General features: G+C 40.9%; 22 protein-coding genes. 13 read left to right on the top strand and 9 right to left on the bottom strand.

Going from position 1 to position 22451, the window contains the following annotated elements:
* The first annotated feature begins 31 nt into the window (after positions 1–31).
* The 10 genes from E2P86_RS12165 (at position 32) to E2P86_RS12120 (ending at position 11833) form a co-directional block, all read left to right on the top strand.
* Positions 32–1339, top strand: coding sequence for an MFS transporter (locus E2P86_RS12165; RefSeq protein ID WP_134433326.1), 1308 nt, complete (start codon positions 32–34; stop codon positions 1337–1339).
* Positions 1336–2064: a (Fe-S)-binding protein gene (locus E2P86_RS12160; protein ID WP_085471388.1), complete on the top strand. Its 729-nt coding sequence runs from the start codon at positions 1336–1338 to the stop codon at positions 2062–2064. The genes E2P86_RS12165 and E2P86_RS12160 overlap by 4 nt, the downstream gene beginning before the upstream one ends.
* A gap of 19 nt (positions 2065–2083) precedes the next feature.
* Positions 2084–2968, top strand: a complete 885-nt coding sequence (locus E2P86_RS12155; protein WP_134433324.1) for a sugar phosphate isomerase/epimerase family protein — start codon at positions 2084–2086, stop codon at positions 2966–2968.
* Positions 2969–3096: 128 nt separating this feature from the next.
* A complete protein-coding gene (locus E2P86_RS12150; protein WP_134433322.1) occupies positions 3097–3897 on the top strand; it encodes a hypothetical protein in 801 nt (266 codons plus the stop codon).
* A gap of 122 nt (positions 3898–4019) precedes the next feature.
* Entirely contained in the window at positions 4020–5600 is a 1581-nt protein-coding gene (locus tag E2P86_RS12145) for a peptide MFS transporter (RefSeq protein ID WP_085471391.1), read from the top strand.
* Between the two features lie 163 nt (positions 5601–5763).
* Entirely contained in the window at positions 5764–7521 is a 1758-nt protein-coding gene (locus E2P86_RS12140) for a peptide MFS transporter (protein ID WP_085471392.1), read from the top strand.
* 49 nt (positions 7522–7570) lie between these two features.
* Positions 7571–9055 (top strand): peptide MFS transporter, encoded by a 1485-nt coding sequence (locus E2P86_RS12135; protein WP_206367964.1) that lies wholly within the window; start codon positions 7571–7573, stop codon positions 9053–9055.
* A gap of 82 nt (positions 9056–9137) precedes the next feature.
* The gene (locus E2P86_RS12130) at positions 9138–9863 is read left to right on the top strand and encodes a polyprenol monophosphomannose synthase (RefSeq protein ID WP_085471394.1); all 726 of its coding nucleotides are present in this window, start codon (positions 9138–9140) and stop codon (positions 9861–9863) included.
* Positions 9864–9927: 64 nt separating this feature from the next.
* Positions 9928–10950 carry a Holliday junction branch migration DNA helicase RuvB gene (gene ruvB, locus E2P86_RS12125; RefSeq protein ID WP_085471395.1) on the top strand — a complete coding sequence of 341 codons (1023 nt, stop codon included), beginning with the start codon at positions 9928–9930 and terminating at the stop codon, positions 10948–10950.
* 10 nt (positions 10951–10960) lie between these two features.
* On the top strand, positions 10961–11833 hold the full coding sequence (locus E2P86_RS12120) for a hypothetical protein (RefSeq protein WP_134433318.1): 873 nt from the start codon (positions 10961–10963) through the stop codon (positions 11831–11833).
* On the opposite strand, the gene E2P86_RS12115 is transcribed toward E2P86_RS12120, so the two are convergent.
* Complete coding sequence (locus E2P86_RS12115; protein WP_134433316.1) at positions 11816–12361, bottom strand: hypothetical protein; 546 nt, start codon at positions 12359–12361, stop codon at positions 11816–11818. The genes E2P86_RS12120 and E2P86_RS12115 overlap by 18 nt on opposite strands.
* Complete coding sequence (locus E2P86_RS12110; protein ID WP_134433314.1) at positions 12351–13772, bottom strand: ATP-dependent DNA helicase; 1422 nt, start codon at positions 13770–13772, stop codon at positions 12351–12353. The genes E2P86_RS12115 and E2P86_RS12110 overlap by 11 nt, the downstream gene beginning before the upstream one ends.
* 89 nt (positions 13773–13861) lie before the next feature.
* On the opposite strand from E2P86_RS12110, the gene E2P86_RS12105 reads away from it, so the two are divergent.
* The 3 genes from E2P86_RS12105 to coaD are packed head-to-tail and all read left to right on the top strand — an operon-like array spanning position 13862 to position 15676.
* Positions 13862–14656: a DUF3822 family protein gene (locus E2P86_RS12105; protein WP_085471399.1), complete on the top strand. Its 795-nt coding sequence runs from the start codon at positions 13862–13864 to the stop codon at positions 14654–14656.
* Entirely contained in the window at positions 14647–15186 is a 540-nt protein-coding gene (locus tag E2P86_RS12100) for an RsmD family RNA methyltransferase (protein WP_134433312.1), read from the top strand. The genes E2P86_RS12105 and E2P86_RS12100 overlap by 10 nt, the downstream gene beginning before the upstream one ends.
* Positions 15187–15208: 22 nt before the next feature.
* The gene (coaD, locus tag E2P86_RS12095; RefSeq protein ID WP_085471401.1) at positions 15209–15676 is read left to right on the top strand and encodes a pantetheine-phosphate adenylyltransferase; all 468 of its coding nucleotides are present in this window, start codon (positions 15209–15211) and stop codon (positions 15674–15676) included.
* Positions 15677–15989: 313 nt separating this feature from the next.
* Here the strand turns inward: coaD and E2P86_RS12090 are convergent, their stop codons facing one another.
* The 7 genes from E2P86_RS12090 to E2P86_RS12060 all read right to left on the bottom strand — a co-directional run bounded on the left by E2P86_RS12090 (position 15990) and on the right by E2P86_RS12060 (position 22384).
* Entirely contained in the window at positions 15990–17294 is a 1305-nt protein-coding gene (locus E2P86_RS12090) for a DEAD/DEAH box helicase (protein WP_085471402.1), read from the bottom strand.
* A 345-nt stretch (positions 17295–17639) separates the two neighbouring features.
* Positions 17640–18227, bottom strand: coding sequence for an outer membrane beta-barrel protein (locus E2P86_RS12085; RefSeq protein ID WP_085471403.1), 588 nt, complete (start codon positions 18225–18227; stop codon positions 17640–17642).
* A gap of 375 nt (positions 18228–18602) precedes the next feature.
* Positions 18603–19751, bottom strand: coding sequence for a molecular chaperone DnaJ (dnaJ, locus tag E2P86_RS12080; RefSeq protein ID WP_134433310.1), 1149 nt, complete (start codon positions 19749–19751; stop codon positions 18603–18605).
* 4 nt (positions 19752–19755) lie between these two features.
* Complete coding sequence (locus E2P86_RS12075; protein ID WP_085471405.1) at positions 19756–20295, bottom strand: nucleotide exchange factor GrpE; 540 nt, start codon at positions 20293–20295, stop codon at positions 19756–19758.
* A 149-nt stretch (positions 20296–20444) separates the two neighbouring features.
* Positions 20445–21125, bottom strand: coding sequence for a cell division ATP-binding protein FtsE (locus E2P86_RS12070; protein WP_085471406.1), 681 nt, complete (start codon positions 21123–21125; stop codon positions 20445–20447).
* Positions 21126–21133: 8 nt separating this feature from the next.
* Positions 21134–21337 (bottom strand): fructose-6-phosphate aldolase, encoded by a 204-nt coding sequence (locus E2P86_RS12065; protein WP_085471407.1) that lies wholly within the window; start codon positions 21335–21337, stop codon positions 21134–21136.
* 33 nt (positions 21338–21370) lie between these two features.
* On the bottom strand, positions 21371–22384 hold the full coding sequence (locus E2P86_RS12060; RefSeq protein WP_134433308.1) for an acyl-CoA reductase: 1014 nt from the start codon (positions 22382–22384) through the stop codon (positions 21371–21373).
* Positions 22385–22451 lie beyond the last annotated feature (67 nt).

Below are 22451 nucleotides of genomic sequence, written 5' to 3'. Positions count from 1 at the left end.
TCAAATCTATTGGTATCTTCGCTTCTTACGTATGGCAATCATTGAAAAAAACAATAAAAAAATAATACGTGCCTGGTCGATGTATGACTGGGCAAATTCAGCTTACAACCTCGTCATTACTTCTACTATTTTTCCGGCTTATTATACGGCAATCACCCAGACTAAGGAGAACGGTGATATTGTTAACTTCTGTGGCTTTAAGGTTGTAAATACTGCTTTGTCAAATTTTGCTTTAGCTGCTGCTTACCTGTTGATGGCTTTTGCACTTCCTTTTATTTCTTCGTATGCGGATGTAAAAGGACGAAAAAAGCAAATCATGATGTTTTTTACCTACTTGGGGGCCGCATCGTGCATGGGGCTTTTCTTTTTTAAGCTGGAAACACTGGAAATAAGCATTATTCTATTTGCCGTTGCTGCGATGGGGTACATTGGTGGAGTTCTGTTTAATAATTCCTACCTGCCTGAAATCGCGTCGGTGGAGCAGCAGGATAAAGTGAGTGCGCAAGGATTTGCGTACGGATACGTCGGCTGCGTTACTTTGCAGATCATCTGCTTGGTGTTTATCCTAAAACCCGATTGGTTTGGTATCACTGACCCTTCGTTCGGGCCACGATTGTCTTTTCTCCTGGTCGGTTTATGGTGGGCTGGTTTTGCTACGATTCCTTTTCGGGCTCTTCCCAATAATCAGAGATCGGCTGTGCGCGCATCCAAGAACCTCTTTCGTATAGTGGTTTTGGAATTTCGTATTGTACAGAAGAAAATCAATAAAATTATAGCAATTCGACGCTTTCTTCCTGCTTATTTTTTTTATGCGGCAGGGGTACAGACGGTCATGATTGTGGCAGCTGCCTTTGGGGCTAAAGAGTTGAAATTGGAAAGCTCGAAGCTTATTATTACGATTCTCTTAATCCAATTGGTTGCGATTGCCGGTGCATTCTTGATGTCATTGTTGTCCAAACGTTTTGGAAACGTTAAGGTGCTGATGGCCGTGGTTTGTGTGTGGATTGGAGTTTGTTTATCTGCGTTTTATATTACAACGGAGATGCAATTCTATCTGCTGGCATGTGTTGTAGGCTTGGTTATGGGAGGAATCCAATCGTTGTCACGTTCCACCTATTCTAAATTTTTGCCGGCTAATATCAAAGACACGGCTTCATTCTTTAGTTTTTATGATGTTACCGAAAAGATTGCCATTGTGGTTGGTTTGATCTCATTTGGTCTAATAGAGCAACTGACGCGTAATATACGTTTGTCAGCCTTATTCTTATCGGTGTTTTTTCTAATCGGGTTGCTTTTGTTAACTCGGGTGTTAAAGTTTAATAAAACCGTTGGTTCATGAAAGTAGAGTTGTTTATTCCGTGTTTTATCGATCAGATATATCCTGAGACCGCATTCAGTACGGTTAAATTGTTAGAGAAAGCAGGGTGTGAAGTGGCGTACAATCCGGCACAGACGTGTTGTGGACAGCCTGCTTACAATGCGGGGTTTTGGGATCAAGCAAAAAAAGTAGGGACTAAATTCTTGAACGATTTTTCGGACGACTGTTACATCGTATCTCCATCTGGATCGTGTGTCGGAATGGTTAAGAACGGGTATAATGATCTTTTTACAAATTCGATAGAGCATAACCGCTGTCGAAATATTCAAGGGAATGTATATGAACTTACTGACTTCTTGGTAAATGTGCTTAAAAAAGACTATTTTGGTGCAGAGTTGGTCGGTACGGCTGTGTACCACGATGCCTGTTCGGCTCTTCGGGAATGTGGAATTCGCGATGAACCGCGTCGATTATTAAGTCACGTCGGTGGATTGGAGTTGTTGGAGATGCGAGATCAGGAAAGCTGTTGCGGCTTTGGCGGCTCTTTTGCCGTCAAGTTTGAAGGTATATCGGCAGCAATGGCTGAACAAAAAGTACAAAATGCATTGGCCGTAAAGGCTGATTTTATCATATCAACAGATAGCTCCTGTTTGATGCAGCTACAAGGTTACATCGATAAGCATGAGCTACCCATAAAAACGAAACATATAGCCGATGTTTTAACATCTGGCTGGGCAAATATTTAACTAAAACCTAACAAAATCAATGAACTCAAGAAGAACATTTCTGAAAAACTTAGGCTTAGCTACGGCAGGTCTTACAATGGCACCCTCGTTGGATTTATTTGCTGCGAAAAAATCATGGTTTGAAATTTCGTTAGCACAATGGTCGTTGCACAAGACGTTGTTTAAAGGAGATTTAAAAAATATCGATTTCCCAGAGCTTGCTGCCAAGAAATTTGGTATCTACGGTGTTGAATACGTGAACCAATTCTTTAAGGATAAAGCTAAAGACATGACGTACCTCAAGGATTTAAACCACCGCGCTAAAGATAATGGCGTAAAGAACGTTTTAATCATGGTTGATGGTGAAGGCAACTTAGGTGATGCTGATGAGGCAAAACGTAAAGAGGCTGTTGAAAACCATTATAAATGGATTGACGCGGCAGCTTTCTTAGGTTGCGGTGCTATTCGCGTAAATGCTGCGGGTAAAGGTACCCCAGAAGAAGTGAAGAATCAGGTCGTACATAGTCTAAGCACATTAGCTGATTATGGCAAGAAAGCGAAAATCAATGTTATCGTTGAAAATCACGGTGGTATTTCCTCACACGGAGATTGGTTATCTGATGTGTTGAAAGCGGTTGGAAAGAAGAATTGTGGTAGTTTACCTGACTTTGGTAACTTCTATGAATACGATCGTTATCAAGGTGTGATTGATTTAATGCCTTATGCGAAAGGGGTAAGTGCGAAGACACATGATTTTGATGCTAGCGGCAACGAAACAAAAGTAGACTATGCACGCATGATGAAAATTGTTAAAGACGCTGGATTTAGAGGATATGTAGGGATTGAGTATGAAGGAAGTAATTTGTCTGAGGTAGATGGTATTATTGCTTCTAAGAAATTGTTGGAAAAATTTAAGTCGTTATAGATTTTAGAATTAAAATCTGTAAAACAGTGAGATAGTTTGTTATGGTAAAGTTTTTCTTTAGATTCCTTCTGCTTATTTCGATACTGACAATAGGAGGACGTTTGCAAGCGCAGGTGAACTTTTATAACATGAATAAGTGGCAAGATAGCTTGCTTATGTTAGGCAAGGATATGTACCGCTTAAAAGGAGAGGCAGAGCGACTAGAGAAGAACTTTACTTTTGTGAAATCATTGGTGTCGGCACTCAAGGAGAAACATTCCTATATGTATAACTTTGAGAAGCTAAATATGATTTCTGTGGTTAAAGCACCAGATGATCGCTTTCGGATTTTTTCTTGGAACATACCCTTAAATGACGGTTCTTACCTGTATTATGGGGCTATTCAAACGAAAACTAAGGATGGGAAACTGGATTTGGTCCCCTTGTTAGATAAGACCTTTTGGGTAGAGAATCCAGATTCAGATATTTTAAAACCTGACCACTGGTATGGTGCGCAGTACTACGATATCGTTTCCATGGGGGATGCCTATGTTTTGTTGGGTTGGAAAGGACATGAACCAACGTATACCCAGAAAGTAATTGAAATTTTACATTTCGAAAATGGCGTGTATTCATTGGGTAAAAAAGTGTTTTCTGACAACCCAATATGGAGTCGACGTATCTTCAAATACACCAGTCAAGCGTCCATGTATTTGAAATATCATAAGGATAAAAATAGTTTTATTTTTGACCATATCGTGCCTGCAGCCCCTAATTTAGTTGGGAAATTTGCGTATTATGGCCCAGATTTAACGTATGATGCCTATGTTATAGAGCAAGGTAAACTGGTGTTGAAAAGCAATATTCCTTTCCAGAACCCACCCCGAGAAGAAGATCACTTAAACATCGTTCCCGGTAAAGCAATTCCCAAAAAAAGTAGTGGATTTTAGAAGTTCGTCCAAATAAGATTCTAAAAATGTGCCGTTTTTTGTTTTCTTTGTAAGGAGATAATAACAATTGTAAATCTAAAATCCGAGCGATTGCAGATTTTTATAGCATTAACTTAAAATTTATGACAGAAGTAAAAGATGACGTGTTGGTTAACCACCTGGCGAAGCAGGGAGTTGACGACAAAATGGTATTAGGGCACCCAGCGAGTCTGTTCGTGCTGTTCTTTACCGAAATGTGGGAACGCTTTAGTTACTACGGTATGCGGGCTTTGTTGACCGTGTTCCTCGTTTCTGAAATAACAAAAGGCGGATGGGGTTGGAGTAATGAAGAAGCCATGTCTCTTTATGGTTGGTATACCATGTTGGTATATGCCACACCACTGCTCGGTGGTATAATTGCAGATAAACTTACAGGATATAAAAAAGCGATTTTATTGGGCGCTTTAGTAATGACATTAGGGCATGCCTCTATGGCGCTGGAGGGATTCGATAAGAATTTCTTCTATTTAGGTTTGCTGTTCATGATCCTAGGAAATGGTTTGTTCAAACCAAATATCTCCTCAATGGTTGGACAATTGTATCCAAATACAAGCGCAAAAAAGGATGCTGGCTATACCATATTTTACATGGGAATCAACGCTGGAGCCTTCTTAGGTTCTTTGTTGTGTGGTTACCTGGGTGAAAAAATTGGCTGGCATTATGGTTTCGGCTTAGCGGGTGTATTTATGTTCTTTGGTATGTTGCAGTTTTTCTTTGCACAGAAGATCTTCGGTATTATCGGTGATCAACCAAAGGGTAAAGGAATTATCGGGGAAACGAAAAAAGAGGAAGAAGAAGAACACACGCCGGCGAATGTGGTACGCGATCGATTAATCGTGGTTGCCGTATTGATGGTAGCTAGTATTTTCTTCTTTTTTGCGTTCGAACAAGCAGGGGGATCGATGTCTATCTTTGCTAAAGATTTCACGCAACGTGTACTTGTAGGGAGTGCGGCAACTACCTTTAAATGGATTGACGCTGCGTTAACCATCCTTCCTATTTTAATTGTTACCTACGTGCTGTACAGCTTAGCGAAAAAGATTGCCGGAAAATATCCATTAACTATTTTCTTTACCGCACTGTCGTTCTTGGCTATTACGTTTTTAGGTTTATGGAAAGTGCAACGTGAGTTTACCTCATTGGAAACAGAGGTTACTGTCTCATGGTTTCAGATCTTAAACGCTTTCTTCATCGTCACGCTAGCTTCTTCTTTTAGTAAGTTTTGGGAACGTGTTTGGAATCCAACAGGACCCGTTAAGTTTGCTTTAGGTTTGTTATTGGTTGGGATTGGCTTTGTTGCGTTGGCCTATGGTAGTATGAGTATTCCTCAGGGCGCTAAGACAGCGTCCGTGAGTATGATCTGGTTAGTATTGGCTTATTTCTTCCATACAACAGGTGAATTGTGTTTATCTCCAGTAGGTCTTTCCTATGTAAGTAAGCTGTCTCCAAAGAAATTTTTAGGTTTAATCTTTGGTTTCTGGTTCTTGGCATCCGCGATTGCAAATAAACTAGCGGGTGTTACAGGTGGACTTATTGATAAAATAGCAGAGAACTTCTCTATGAGTACCTTCTTCTTGATTATTGCAGCACTTCCAGTAGGAGCAGCATTGCTTTTGTTGATATTCAGTCCGTTGCTTAAAAAGATGATGCACGGTATTAATTAATCGGAGCTTTTTTTAAACATGTAAATAATCTCGTCATTGCGAGCGGAGTCTAGCCATCCTTTGTAATATGTTTTTGTTATAAAGTTGTTCTGTAACTTCTCTTCGTGATGACGAGTTTTTCTTTTAATTTTTCTGTAAATTTGGCCATCTTAATTTAATATTTATGTCAGAAAATTCTTCGGTTTCACTTCAAGAGGAAGGTAAAGTCTTAGGTCATCCGTCCGGACTGTTTGTCCTTTTCTTCACCGAAATGTGGGAACGCTTCTCTTTCTATGGAATGCGTGTTCTTTTGATTCAGTTTCTTACAGCTTCTGTATTGGGGGCTAATCCAGGTTGGGGTTGGACAGCGGAGCAGGCAGGTGCACTTTACGGTACGTATGCGATGCTACTTTACATTACGCCGATTTTCGGCGGTGTTATTGCGGATAAGTATATTGGCTCTCGTGCAGCCGTAATCATTGGAGCCGCAATCATGACGTTAGGACATGCGTCAATGGCTTTTGATTCGCCGATAATGTTCTTTATTGGTTTAGGCTGTTTAGTGCTTGGTACCGGCTTCTTTAAGCCAAACATGCCCGCAATCTTAGGCGAGATGTATAAGCAACTGCCCGAGAAGAAAGATGGTGCATACACGATTTTTTATATGGGGGTAAATGCCGGAGCTTTCTTTGGTATGATGCTTTGTGGATACCTGGCAGAAACTGTGGGCTGGCACTGGGGATTCGGCCTGGCCGGAATCTTTATGTTGCTCGGTACATTCCAGTTTTGGTTAGCAGGACCTTTGTTAGGTAAATTAGGAATTCTGGATAAAGCTGAAAGAGCGACTAAAGATGTGAAAGCAGATCTTGAAGCAGGTGAAACGAAGCACAATAAATTTACAACAATAGACATCATTTTGATGACGATCGTTGGGGTGGTAGGTTTTGTATACGCTTTCAATGACCCACTTTCTAAAAACAATGTACTCGATGTTTTTGCCTTTTTAGATACGTCATTTTTACGCGGGCAGAATATTATGATCATTGGTGCCTTGGTGTTGTTCTTGGTTCTTGTCGTGTCGCGTATACAGCGTTATGCGAAAGTTGTAAGAGATCGGATGTATGGCGTAATTCTATTGGCCTTCTTCTTGGTTTTCTTCTTCATGAGCTTTGAGCAAGGAGCTACCTCATTGGTACTTGTGGCGCGTGATTATGTAAACCGTGAGTTGACGGGAAATAGCTTATTGGTGTTCAATATCGTAAATACATTATTGACGATCGTTCCGTTGATTATTATCTCTTGGGTGTTGATCAAGTTAGCCTTGGTTACATGGACGAAGATCGCTTGGTCAAATATTATTCTTTTTGTTTGTTTCCTACTAATATGGGCTGCAGGTATATGGATGCTGTACAATGAGTTTACGGCGGAAATTTCAGAGATTAAAGTTTCTTGGTTCTCCATCTTAAACTCTTTCTTTATTATCGCTTTGGCTTCTTCGGTTTCTAAAATTTGGGATTCCAAATTTAATCCACCAGCAGCGATGAAATATGGTTACGGTCTTATTTTAGTAGCGATCGGCTTCTTGATCTTAGGTGTTGGTGCCCTCGGTGCGGGTCCTGGTGTAAAGATATCGATGGTATTCCTTGTGTTGACGTACCTGTTTCATACCTTGGGTGAATTATTTATTTCACCGGTAGGGCTTTCTTATGTGTCGAAGCTAGTGCCAGCACGCATGCTCGCCTTTATGTTCGGTATGTGGTATTTAGCTATTGCTATTGCCCAAAAGCTAGCCGCCATTTTAGGGGGACAGGTCGAAACGATTCAAGAGAACTACTCGTTAAGTCATTTCTTCTTCTTGTTTACCATTATTCCGGCAGCAGCAGGTCTGTTGGTGATGGTGCTGAACCCAGTGATTAAGAAATTAATGCACGGAATTAAATAACATTCATTGAAATGCTTCCCTTGGGGAGCATTTTTTAGTATATATTGATATGTCAAAACAGCTTACATTAGAGGAAATCCAGAACTTTGAAGGTAAATATCCAAAGCAATTGTGGTATTTGTTTTTGGTGGAAATGTGGGAACGCTTTTGTTTCTATGGGATGCGGGGGGTACTAACCATCTTTATGGTAGATCAACTTTTTCTTTCAGAAAAGGATTCCAACTTAAAGTATGGTGCTATCCAAGCCTTTGTATATGCCTTTACTTTTGTTGGTGGTATCTTTGCCGATAAGATATTAGGCTTTAAACGTTCGTTAACTTTTGGTGCGATCCTGATGATTGCGGGTAACGGTTTGATCGCTATAGATCCACATCAATTCTTTTACTTTGGTATTGCCTTAACTATTATTGGGACAGGGTTCTTTAAACCGAATATCTCTTCCATGGTGGGAGAGTTGTACAAAGATGGAGATGCAAGACGGGATGCTGGTTTTGGCATGTTCTATTCTGGAATTAACATAGGAGCCCTATTAGGTGGTGCACTTTGTGTCTGGCTTGGTAAAAGTCACTCTTGGAACCTCGCCTTTTTAGCTGCGGCCATTGTAATGGTTATTGGTATCATTGTTTTCTTGGCAACAAAGAGACACTTGGGCCCAATTGGTAATAGCCCGATAGAACACTTGCCAAAAACAAAGAAAGTGACACGCGAAGTACTTGTATACGTTGGGGCGCTACTTTGTATTCCTTTGATTTTTATTATGATTCATAACACATCCTATACGGATATGTTTATGTATGTAATTGGACCATTAGCTTTATTGTATTTCTTCTTTATGCTATTTAAAGAAAAAGATAAAGCGGTGCGTCAGCAGCTTATTGCGGCATTGACACTCATTTTGTTCTCTATTTTGTTTTTTGCAATTTTTGAACAAGCAGGTGGTTCTTTGGCCTTATTTGCGAATAATAATTTACACCATAACCTCTTGGGGGTTAACATCGATCCGAACGTTGTAAATAACGGGGCAAACTCTTTATTTGTTATTATCTTTAGTCCGCTGCTCGGTCTGGTTTGGTTAGCGATGGCTAAGAAAAAGATTGAACCAAATACCGTCGTTAAGTTTGGATTGGGGTTCTTGTTGTTGGCGGGGGCTTATTACATTTTCTTCTGTACGCGTTTCTTTGCTGATGCGGACGGGAAGACTTCATTGGGTATATTTACACTGGCTTACCTTGCTGTAACATTGGGAGAGTTGTGTTTGTCTCCGATTGGTTTGTCGATGATTACTAAATTATCACCGAAGCATCTGGGCGGTATGATGATGGGACTTTGGTTCTTAGCGAGTGCCTACGGACAATACGTAGCCGGTTTGCTCGGTGCTAATATGTCTTCGCCGGATGATAATGCTTCTTTGATGGATAAATTGTTGGGCTATACCGCAGGGTATCACCAATTGGCTATTTATTCTGTGATAGCTGGGGTTGCCATAATCTTGTTATCGCCATTTATCAAGAAATTGATGCACGGCGTAAACTAGATAAACATATAGTTTTTTGTATCTTTCCTCGGTATACGAGGAAAGTTTTTTTTATTTTAAGAGATAATTAATAATAGCGTCCGTGGTAGACAGTATAGTTATTATTCCAACCTATAACGAAAAGGAGAATATTGAGAAAATTATTCGGAAGGTTTTTTCGTTAGCGGTAGATTTTCATATTCTTATCGTTGATGATGGTTCTCCTGATGGAACAGCAGATATTGTCAAACGATTACAAACAGAATTTGTCGATCGCTTGTTTATAGAGGAAAGAAAGGGTAAGTTAGGGTTAGGTACAGCTTATCTACATGGCTTCCGTTGGGCATTAGATCGTCATTATGCGTATATCTTTGAGATGGACGCCGACTTTAGTCACAACCCGAAGGACTTGGTTCGTTTGCGGGAGGCCTGTGTTGAGGGGGCAGATATGGCCATTGGATCCCGTTATATCCAAGGGGTAAATGTGGTGAACTGGCCGATGAGCAGGGTATTGATGTCGTACTTTGCCTCGGTATATGTACGTTTCATTACTGGAATTGACATTCAAGATGCGACAGCCGGCTTCGTCTGCTTCTCGCGGAAGGTATTAGAGAAAATTCCGTTGGATGAAATTAAGTTTGTGGGCTATGCCTTTCAAATTGAGATGAAGTTTAAAGCCATAAAATATGGATTTAAAGTGGTTGAAGTACCTATTATCTTTACCGATCGAACGGAAGGGGAGTCAAAGATGAGTACACGGATCTTTCGAGAAGCCTTCTTTGGAGTCATCCAACTGAAGGTGGAAAGTTGGTTTAAACGTTGGAAGTAAATTTAAAACAGGTGTGTGTCGTTGAGTCGACATAAAAGACCATAAGATTAATAAAGGAGTAAACATGAACGAATATCTTGATCCCAATCCAGAGCGATTAAATGCTGCTGACAAAGACATCGAAAGAGCTTTGCGTCCGCAGGCATTTGAGGATTTTACTGGTCAGGATAAGATCTTAGAAAACCTGTCTATTTTTGTTAAAGCAGCGAAATTAAGAGGAGAGGCGCTCGATCACGTGCTACTACATGGGCCTCCGGGTTTGGGGAAAACGACGCTTTCGCTGATCATCGCCAATGAGATGGGAGTGAATATAAAAATCACTTCGGGTCCGGTATTGGATAAACCGGGAGATTTGGCAGGATTGTTGACTAACTTGGAAGAGGGAGATGTGTTGTTTATCGATGAGATCCATCGGTTAAGTCCTTTGGTAGAAGAATACTTGTATTCAGCTATGGAAGACTTTAAGATTGATATCATGTTGGAGACAGGACCGAACGCACGGTCGGTACAGATTACATTAAATCCCTTTACGTTAATTGGTGCAACGACGCGCTCGGGTTTGCTAACGGCGCCTTTACGGGCGCGTTTTGGTATAAATTCCCGTTTGCAGTACTACGATGCAAAACTCTTGACAACCATTGTCTTGCGTTCAGCACAAATATTAAACACTCCGATTAGCGAGGAGGGAGCGTATGAGATTGCACGCAGAAGTCGAGGCACACCGCGTATAGCGAATGCTTTATTGCGGCGGACACGAGACTTTGCGCAGATAAAAGGTAATGGTTCTATTGATCGGGCCATTGCGCAGTATGCCTTGAATGCGCTAAATGTAGATGAAAATGGTTTGGACGAGATGGATAATCGAATCTTGACCACTATTATAGATAAGTTTAAGGGTGGTCCCGTTGGTTTAAAAACGATTGCTACGGCAGTTGGAGAGGATGAAGGGACAATAGAGGAGGTCTACGAACCTTTCTTAATACAAGAAGGATATTTGATGCGTACCTCGCGGGGGCGTGAATGTACTGATATCGCTTATAAACATCTAGGTAAGATAAATTACACTAAGGGAAATACACTTTTTTAACAGAAAACGAATGACGCTACGTACACTGATTTGTTGCTCGATAGTTAGTTTGGCACTGCCATTTGCAGCAAGTGCACAGTTAAAATGCCCACCGATTGCTGGTGGCGATCAAGATGGTAAGTATAATGTAACGGTTGGCGGTGGTCCGACCCTGTTGTATGGAGACATCAAACCGGACGGGTTTACCAGTAATATGGGGTACGGGGTTTTCCTAAAAGGTGACTACCGCTTGTATAAAGGTCTTTTTGTGGGATTGGAAGGACAGTTTGGGAAATTGAAGGCTACAGGTAATACAGATACCACATCAGTTGATTGGGATCCTCGAGAAGCGAGTAACAGTTATTATGCGGGTTTCTTGAATGTGACTGTTTTTCCTTATCGGTTCTTTATCTCGGAGCGTGATTTGATGCGTAAAGGTTTTGTCGCGCGTAATATTTTAAATGGCTTGTATATTGGTGCTGGCGCTGGTGCCGTTTTTAATAATTACAAATTTAATGATGTCACGCGGGTAGGGTACGAAGATTTGATCGGAGGGGATGCTAATGGACCAAAAGATGTTGGACAGATTCCGGTGCTTGACGGTGCAGGTGCTCCTATTCTGGATGGAGATAGAAATCCGGTGATGGCAGATGTTATTATGTATAAGAAAAAGACGAAGAGCGTTATTCTTCCTGTTGTAAATATCGGTCTATCGGTGCCTATAAATAAAGATCGATCTATGAATGGTCGTTACTTTAGTGCGGTACTGAACAGCCAGTTTAATTTCTCCGGAGATGAAGATCTGGATGGCTTTGATCCGCTTGGTCCAGATGGGATGCGTCGCTCTGGTGCAAAGAATGACATGTACAACTTTACTTCGATAGGTTTAAAGTATACGTTTTAAGACACGATTACCACGGCTAGCCAATGCGGCTGATGGGTTTCGGAGATGATATTGAATTTGAGCAGCAAGTTCATCCTTTATCCAGGGATGCTTGCTGCTCAAATTGTATAGCACATCCATGCAATTAACGCGTGTGGCAACGGGACACTTCGGATCGATCATCCAACTAAAAACCGTTTCAATAATAATTTCCTCTTGCGTAGGCGTGCTTTTTTTTACTGTCTTTTTATCGGTTGCAATCATCAACAGCTTAGTGTAGCTGCGAATGGCGCTCCAGTTTGTTTGCTTTGGTAGCAAACCTATAAAATCGTCGTAAATTGTAGATAACAACTGATGCTCTTTCAGCATAACATGCTCGAGGAGCCACGCTGCTCTAAAGGCGATTTGATCGTCGGTATGAAAAGAGTAGGTGAGTAGTTCTTGTAGTGAAAGATGATGTTGTTGGACAAAAGCAAATGAAAAGCTTTTTGCCTGGTAATGTCGTATTTCCTCTTTAAAGAATTTTTCTATTTGTGGATTACTCACCATAAAACTTGGGGTTAAAATTTACTAAAAACAGCTGTTGAGTAGCCCGTGTTACCGCGGTATAAAGCCAACGTAAAAAATCCGTGTTCAACATTTCATCATGGAGATAACCTTGGTCAACGAAAACGCAAGGCCATTGACCACCTTGTGCTTTATGACATGTAATTGCGTACGCAAATTTTATCTGTAGCGCATTGTAATACGGATCTTTTTTAATGGCCTCCATGCGGTCTTTTTTTGTGGGAATGTCAGCATAATCGTTAGCAATGGCTTCATACAGCTGTTGCTGCTGTTCGTAAGGTAAATTTGGAGCGTCTACATAGATACTGTCCAACAGTACCCGACATGTAATGGGATCTAATTCATCATCGTCCAAGAAATCAAGTGCGATATCTGCAAATCGAAAGCCATGTTGTTCATGCATATTGGTCACCTTGCGGATACGGGCTAAATCGCCATTGGCGATAAATCCTGTATTTGTCTCGTCGTGTTGCTGCAACCAATAATAGTTATTGCGAACCACCATAATTAAATCTCCTCCGGTTATTTCCTCCTCTCGAAAAAGAATTTGATTCCGAATATGTTTGTTGTACAGGTTTGCCGAACGATTGGACCGGCAGATAACGATAGTGTTTTCTATATCAAAATTGTCGTAACTGTAGTGTAATCCTTCAATGAGACGGTCTCCATTCATCCGAAAGATATCATGGAACCCTTTCGTTTGTATCTGTGGAAAATTGAGGTTGTCTTGCTGCTCTTCGCGGATATCATCTCGAATCCGGGTAGCATTGAACAGAATGCCAGATTCCTGCTTTTGTCGGACAACCTCTTGGAGTTCATAGTGAAAGACCTGTAGATGATAGTTGGCGCTAAGGTGGGCGGGGTCTAAGGCTGGACTCTCTACCATGCCGACAGGAGGCAGCTGTGCTATATCACCGACAAACATAAGCGAACAGTTTTTTCCGGTTCCTACATATCGAATCAGGTCATCCAGCAGGCTACGGGAAAAAAACTGAACCCCATCATCTGAAATCATAGAGGCCTCATCAATAATAAACAAGGTGTCTTCATGTAAATTTTCGGCCAGTACGAAATCCATATCAATGCTCGCAGCACTCTTTTTTCGGTATATCTTTTTATGAATGGTAAAGGCTTTTCGTCCAGCATAATGGCTCATGACTTTGGCTGCTCTGCCCGTAGGAGCCAATAGTACACTTCGTTTGCGGATATGAGGTAATGTTTTTACTAAAGCACTAATAATTGTTGTCTTTCCCGTTCCCGCATAACCCTTCAGGATAAAGCAATGGAGCGGATGAAAGACGGAAAGAAACTCCTCTAGTAAGGCGAATGCAGCAGATTGTTGTACTGTTGGAGGCCAATGGAACTGTTGGGTTAGGAGTTTCTGGATATGCATAGTCAAAGTTATCCAAAAGGTTGGTCAATTCAATTGTAAAAGCTAATTTTGTTTTGCGACGCTTCTTATTGGGGTTATACGACAAATACATGAATTATACATCAAAGAATTTTCAGTTACACTATCTGCCCAGCTATAAACTATTGGTGAAAACAGATTTTATCAACGATACTTTACTCGTCTTGAATGCAGCCAATGAGGTGGAGGTTTTATACAGCTACCCGGCAGATATGCCCGATGGTGAAGCTGTTAAGTTACTGGGATTACCTTTTCAACAGGTGTATATTAATTTACCGGTACAAAGCTTGATTTTTGTGCCTACTGAGGTTTTTGAAGAAGCAGACAAAAAGCATTATCAAGATTTTCTATTAGATGATAAATCGGAGCGGACAAATTTTCTCTCGATTGCTGCATTGGAAGCGACAGCTTGTTATCAATATGATTTGCTGTTGCACAATCGTTGGCGAAAGATTTTTCCGGAAGCAAAGTTTGGAACTGATTTTCAAACGGTGTTAAGTCAGGTACAATCTTTTATTCCTGCTGCAGGAACTTTAGTAGGGGTTCATGTACGCGATTGTCAGGCGGATATTTACGCCTTTGTAGACAATCAATTTCAAATGTATAGCACTTTCGAAGCCAACGTGGCTGGAGATTTACATTACTTTATTCTGAATACACTAAAACAGGTAGGTACAGAAGGAGTTGCCGACCGCCTTATTGTTTCCGGCATAACCAAAGATGATGTGCGTGCTACGGGATTGGTGGCGTATGGTAAAGAGCTTCATTTTATGGAGACGCGTACCGCAGTTCGGTATCCTTCGGCTTTACCTTCAAGTCAGATAGAGGTTTTGAATACGCTAATTGATGCTCATCTATGCGAATAATAGGGGGGAAACATGGTGGATTGCGTTTAACGCCACCTGCGGGATTGCCAGTGCGGCCGACAACAGATATCGCTAAAGAAGCGCTGTTCAATATTTTGAATAATAAGATAGACTTTGAGGATGCGGATTGTTTAGACCTTTTTGCGGGAACTGGAAATATTAGCTTTGAATTGGCTTCACGTGGCGCCAAATTAGTGGATGCAGTGGACATACATTTCAAATGTGTACAATATATTACCCAAACGGCCAAAAAGTTGGAAGCAGGAGCGATTCATCCACGAAAGGCGGATGTTTTAAAATTTATCACCAGCACTAAATCGCACTACGATTTTATTTTTGCTGATCCGCCTTATGACCTGCCGGTGTTACCGATGTTGGCCAATAACATTTTGGCTGCTGGATTGTTAAATGAAGGCGGGTTATTGGTGGTCGAACACCCATCGACGCGCAAGATGGACGACTCTATTTTTTTTGTGGAGACACGGAAGTATGGTTATTCCTCTTTTAGTTTTTATACATATTCAAAGTAGTTGGTATACTAACATGTAACATATGAAAGTAGCTGTATTTGCAGGATCTTTTGATCCATTTACATTTGCCCATCAGGATTTAGTTGAAAGAGGTCTTCAGTTATTTGATAAAATCATTATCGCCGTAGGTGTCAACCCCTCAAAGAGAGGTATTATGGCTTTTGATGACCGAGTTTCTTCGATAGCTTTATTGTTTGCCGGGAATGAAAAAATTGAGGTACAACAATTTCAAGGTTTAACGGTTGACTTTTGTCGTCGTGTAGGCGCTAGCTATATCTTGAGAGGATTACGTAATACCAATGATTTTGAATTTGAGAATGCGATTGCTCAAAATAACTTGTTACTAGCTGCAGATATTGAAACGTATTTTCTTATGGCGCGTTCTGGCCTTGGCCATATCTCTTCCACCATCGTTCGCGATATTCTCACCAATGGAGGAGACACGACGGAGCTCGTGCCTAAAGAGATCTTGCAGTTTATTAGTTTGTAGTCCGTAGTTCGTAGTCTGTAGTTCGTGGTTGATAGATAGTAGTTCGTGGTTGGTAGAGCCACAAGATATTGTGGCTACGCTTAACAGTTAGGTGTCGCTTGAGGGATTTTGCAACCTGTAGCAACTTGCCTTAGCACGAATCCTTCTCTCGCTGGCGCGAGCTTTTAGCTCGTGTCCTTCCTTATTATCAACAACAACTAATATTAATGGACACGAGCCACAGGCTCGCGCCAGCATCAGGGAACTACAAACTCCCCTCTACAAACTACAAACGAAACTACCTTCTACAAACTACGATCTATCAACTAAAACCCTACGTCCGTCCAACGCGTACTTTCTTGCCTTTGATTTTTTGATTATTGGCTTGTTTAATGATACTTAAAGCAATAGAACGCTTTACAGCAACATAGGCTTCTTTCTCCTTGACTTCAATGATCCCTAAATCATCTTTTTGAACATCTTCTAGGTTGAGGATAAAGCCTACAATGTCTATTTTGTTGATTTTATCTTTCTTACCACCAGTAATGTAAAGTGTAGCGAAAGGAGAGTTTGGTGGCAGGTCATATTCACCATCCAACAATTCTTCCGGACAGTCCTTATCAATATAAGGATAATCCTCTTCAGGTTTCAGGATTACGTAAACTTCACCACTTGATTGCATACGTGCTGTACGACCATTACGATGAATAAAAGCATCCTCTTTATAAGGAAGTTGATAATGGATAATAGTGTCTACTTCCGGGATATCGAGGCCGCGAGCTGCGAGGTCCGTGGTGATTAATATACGATTCGAATTGTTTCTGAATTTTAAAAGTGCTATTTCGCGATCCACTTGTTCGAGGCCACCATGGAAAAGGTCGTGTATGATTTCACGGTCTTCCAGTAGCTCACTGATATGATTAGCCGCTTCACGGTGGTTACAAAAGATTAATGTTTTCTTTGGACCATTTTTGCAGAGCAGCTTGAATAAAGCTTTTAACTTGTGTTGCGCCGGTGCAATAACTTTCTTGATACTGAGCTTCGGTGCGGCTGCACTGTTGTCCAAGTAATTTACCATGACATATTCGCCTATTCCTGTGAACGTCGGAATATCTGTCATCGTGGTGGCAGATGTCAGGATCCTATTGGTCAGGTTGGTCAGACGTTCTACAATTGATGTCATCTGTCCGATAAAACCGAATTCCAATGATTTATCAAATTCATCGAGCACCAAAGCCGAGATGGTCTGGGGGTCGAAGTGATTGCGATCCATATGGTAGAGGATACGACCAGGTGTTCCGATTAGGATGGCAGGCGCTTCACGCAGTTTGTTTCGTTCCACCTTGGTGTCATTACCGCCATAACAACAGGTTACTTTATAGCCTACAAGAACTTTTTTTACTACTTGTTCAATTTGTAAGGCAAGTTCTCGAGTGGGAACCAAAATTAGAGCTTGAACACCTGGTTTGTCTTGTTTAAGGTGTTTGTCCAACAACATCGTAAATGCGAGTGTCTTTCCGGAGCCTGTAGGAGAGTGTAATATAAAGTCAGCATTTGGATTATACCGTTCTTGAACTTCTTTTTGCATGTCGTTCAATTCGGCGATCTGCATCCTGTCTAATATCTGCTGTATTGTCATGTCACAAAAGTACACTTTTTTTGCGAGCTAGGCGGTTGGTATTCGAGGAAGCCTGGTGTGAGGCGTGACTTTGTCAGCATTATGTCTGGATCTTGTTAAGAAGTGTTAAATGGAGCTTGCTAATTGGTTTTGGCATGTAAGTTGAACTAGTACTAGTATTCATAATTTAGGTTAATAATTGGTTAGTTAGTAAGGCTTCAATCTCCCCGATTGAAGCCTTTCTTTTTGAGAGATGGAGGTACTGAGATGGTAAGTCGTCCTAAGTATACGGAGGGCAGTGAACAAAAAAAAGTGCCAGTCGTTAAACTGGCACTTCTCTTATTTAAGGCTTGTTAAAGCTTCCGATTAAAAGTGGAACTGAACACCTAAAGTTGGTGCTAAAGAGTTAGCATCTAAACCGAAAGTGTTTGTTTTGATATCAGCAGTTTTTTCGTTTCTGTGCTCGAAGTACAAACCACGAACTTTCAATTCAATACCAACGCGGTTAGTAGGGAAGAAAGCAAAACCTGGCGCTAATTCAACACCGTAAGTCTCAAATTTACGATCTGTTTCAACACTTGCAACTTCTGTAGTAGTTTTTCCCCATGCCATAGGAACTGACAATTGAGAGAAGAATCTGAATTGACCGTTACCTACATAGTTTCTTACAAAAGGAGCTGCTTGGAAAGAGCTTGTTTTTATGCTGTTGTCTGCGCCTGTTTCAACTTTACCGAAGTTGTAACCTACACCTGTACCAATTGCCCAGTTGTCACTTACGAAGTAACCAGCAGTAGGGTTGATAGAGAATGAGTTAGTTTTTGCGTCTGTATCTTTTACTTTTGAAGATTGGAAACCAACTTGACCACCAACGATGAATTTTCCTTTTTCAGTTTGTGCGTTTGAAGCTAATGTTAGTGCTGCTACAGCTGTTAATGTTAAGAATAACTTTTTCATAGTACTTTAAATTAATTTTGTTCTTAAATACTGACTATTTTTCTATTTGGTTCAGTTAGTTCAATACTTGTGCCAAAGTGAATATTATTTTGTCACAATAATGTTTGTTTGCGCAACTATCTGTATTTGTGTGTCTTTATTTGCGATTGTTTGGCCTGAGGCTTGTTTTGTAGAATTTTTGTTACATTATTTTTGTCATATAGTTGCATTTATGCTGTGTTCTAGATCGTTAAATACAAAAGAAGAACTGATTTTGGAGTCGGCACATGAGTTTGCTGCCGTTTGTGCCGAAAAGCGGCATTCTTGTCATGTCAGAAAGACTGTTTAATAAAAAATCCCTCGCAAGGAGGGATCTTTTATTGTATTATACTTTTTTTATTCGAAATATTCTTTAATCCGTTCGAAGAACGACTTTTCACTTTTGCCCGGTTGTGGCTTAAAGTTAGCGGAGTTTTTAAGTTTCTCCAATAGTGTACGTTCTTCCTGCGAAACAGCTTTTGGTGTCCATACATTGACATACACCAACTGATCACCTTTGTGGTACGAATTTACTTCCGGAATACCTTTTCCTTTTAAGCGTAAAATCTTGCCACCCTGTGTTCCTGGATCGATCTTTATCTTGGCTTTGCCATCAATAGTCGGAATCTCCACACTCGTGCCTAATGCGGCGTCTGCAAAGTTGATGTATAGATCGTAGATAATATTAATACCGTCACGTTTCAATGTTTCGTGCGCTACCTCCTCAATCAAGATAATCAAGTCGCCCGGTACACCACCGCGTGGCGCAGCATTACCTTTGCCACTCATGGAGAGTTGCATGCCTTCGCTTACACCAGCAGGGATGTTGATCGTGATCGTTTCTTCGCCACGTTCTAGACCCTCGCCCTTACATGTGGTACATTTAGCGGTAATCTCAACACCTTCACCGTTACAGGTAGGACAGGTGCTTGTCGTTTGCATTTGACCTAAGATCGTATTCGTTACACGGCGCACCGATCCTGAACCACCACAAGTGTTACAGGTATGGTATGAAGATTTATCCTTTGCTCCTGTGCCACTACATGTATGACAGTGTATCTGTTTGTTTACTTTAACTTTCTTCTCAACACCTTTAGCAATTTCTTCTAGTGTAAGTTTTACCTTAATACGTAGATTGCTACCGCGTTGCACACGACGGCCGCCGCCACCACGGGCACCACCACCGAAGAAGCTCTCAAAAGGGCTTCCTCCACCAAAGATATCGCCAAACTGGCTGAATATGTCATCCATATTCATGCTGCCACCACCAAAACCTGAAGCTGAATTTCCAGAATGTCCAAATTGGTCATACCGTTGGCGCTTTTCTGGATTGCTTAGGATCTCGTATGCTTCGGCAGCTTCTTTAAATTTGTCTTCCGCCTCTTTGTCATCAGGGTTCTTATCTGGGTGAAATTTAATCGCCAACTTACGGTAGGCGGATTTAATCTCTGAAGCTTCCGCAGACTTGGAAACACCTAATACATCATAATAATCTCTCTTCGACATCTTCTTATTGACCTATTACTACTTTCGCAAAACGAACTACTTTATCGTTCAAGAAGTATCCCTTCTCTACGACATCAATAACCTTATTCTTTAAATCTTCAGTAGGCGCAGGAATAGCTGTAATCGCTTCCTGGAACTCAGGATCAAATGGTTGACCGATCAGGTTTTCCATTTCCTTCAGGCCTTCCTGCGTTAATGTTTTGCGAAACTTTTGATTCACTAATTCTACTCCTTCTTTTACCGCTTCTACTTCTTGGGTGGTTTGCATAGCCGCTAGTGCTCTGTCAAAATCGTCCAAAACCGGTAAAAGTTTATTCAACACATCTTTGCTTGCTGATTGAATAAGTTCAACCTTTTCTTTGGATGTGCGTTTTTTATAATTGTCGAATTCAGCAAATAAACGGGTATACTTATCGTTTGCATTTGCTAATTCGTTCTGCAACTTCTCTTCTAAAGATAGCTCTTCTGTACTTCCTTGCGCTGAAGTTTGATCCAAATTCTCGAGATTTTCATCTTGAAAATCATTCTCTTGTCCGTTCGTCATATCAAAATTATGTAGCTATGTTAAATATGTTAAAATAGGGGTGGTCAATTATGTTGCCAATGCAAAATAAACCGACACCCTGTCAGCTTATTTGGAAAATAAACAAACAAAATGTCGGTTTCTTGATGATCTGTCAGTCTAATCTGACCTTATATCGTTACATTGTCATGTAGGGCGCCGTCCGCGGTTTTAATCACCCGCGCAGGCATATTTCGGATGATCTGGTAATCATGTGTCGCCATAAGAACTGCGGTTCCCGCAGCCGCAATATCACGAAGTAATAAAACAATCTCTTCGGAGGTTGCTGGGTCTAAGTTTCCGGTAGGCTCATCGGCTAAGATGATCTCCGGATTGTTAAGTAGGGCACGGGCAATCACAATACGTTGTTGCTCACCACCGGATAACTCGTGTGGCATTTTGCGTAACTTAGAACGTAAACCTACTTTCTCCAATACGTCGAGCATACGGTTCTCAATTAAACCTTTCTCTGTCCAGCCCGTTGCGCGCAGTGCAAATTCAAGGTTTTTTTCAACTGTACGATCGTTCAACAAATGGAAATCTTGGAATACAATACCCAATTTACGACGTAAATAAGGAACATCATTTTCATGCAACTTGCGTAGGTCGAATCCTGCAACCATCCCTTCTCCATCCGCAATGTAGAGATCTCCGTAAATAATTTTAAGCAAACTACTTTTTCCTGTACCAGACTGACCGATGAGGTAAATGAATTCACCTTGTTGAATATCCAAATTAACATGCGAAAGCACCAGGTGCTTCTGTTGGTATATATTTACGTTTTTAAGTTTGATAACTGTATTTTCTGCCATAATATGATTTAAACATCAATTTTTTTTATCTGCCCAAAGGGCATCTCTTTGACCACTTGCATAATATACTCCGCTTTATCGCCCAAACCAAGCTTCTCTAGGGATTTGTCGGGACGATCGACACGAAAATATGCTAACAGCGTAAAAGCGCTATCCCGTAATTGCACGTAGTCGGGTATTTTTGCGACGCCTTTGACTTTAATAACATACATAAAACAAAGTTAAAATTTTTTTAAAGAATCTGTCTATGCATTTGCTTTCAAAAACGCTAACGTATTTACGCCATCGGCATAATCCGTTAAAGAGGGGGTTTGACTACCTCCTAATTCAAACGTAGGAATGTCTAAGCTTATTGCTGATGGCGTGACGATACACTGGATTTTATCTTTTTCCAGTTCCAGTTTAGCGGTTAGATCTTCTAAACTTTCGTAGGTCTCGTAGAAGACAACGGCTAGAGGAGACGCAAATTTGGTGTCCTCCTTTAACAGAAGAAAACCATTGTCAAAATGCTTATCGCCATTTATAAGGTAGATCGATTTATTATAATCGTAGTTATTTCCGTATTTGAAATGGTCAATTATTCCTTTATGGACTTCGATGCCTTCAAAAAAATGATCGATGGGATAGTCTTTCGGTATATAAAGTTTGGAAACAGAACGACACCCCAGACCGAAGTAATCAAATATATCATGCCCCAAGGCTTCGAGTTGCTCCCTACTTTCACGTCCAGTTAAGATGGCTATTGAGTTTCTGTTTTTTCGAATGATATTTGGTTTTTGACCAAAATAATACTCAAAATAACGAGAGCTATTGTCACTCCCTGTAGCGATGATGAGATCAAAATCTTTCAAGCGCTCCACGACTTCAATCTGCGTAGCAAATTGTGGTTCTATTTCTACGAGTGCGTTTAGTAGAAAAGAAGTGAGGCCAGCATCGTCAGAGGAAACTTTAATCTGTGCGGTAAAACCTGCAATTAAGACCGCTAGTATATCGTGAAAGCCGACCAAAGGGATGTTACCTGCTAAAATAAGTCCTACTTTTTTTGTTGTATCGATATCTCCGAAAGGTGCAACCCATGCTTCGAGCTTGTCATATTCAAGGTTACTTGCGATCGCTTCCATCTGTTTTATTGTGTTGGCAGGGGTGTACCACGGGTTTTTTACAGCAGCTTGCGCGATAACATCGCGTAATACTTGTGGTTTGCTTCGTAGAAAATCACCCAAGGCGGCGAAGGCTTTTATTCGTTGATTCAGTGTCAAAATCTTATTATTTAGAATTATTCTGATATTTTTTTCCGTTATCTTTGTCCGTCATTAAGAAATAACT

The sequence above is a fragment of the Sphingobacterium psychroaquaticum genome, from assembly GCF_004421025.1.
Classification (GTDB): Bacteria; Bacteroidota; Bacteroidia; order Sphingobacteriales; family Sphingobacteriaceae; genus Sphingobacterium; species Sphingobacterium psychroaquaticum.
Note: the sequence above shows the minus strand (reverse complement) of the source record. Positions and strands in the feature narration are given on the sequence as shown.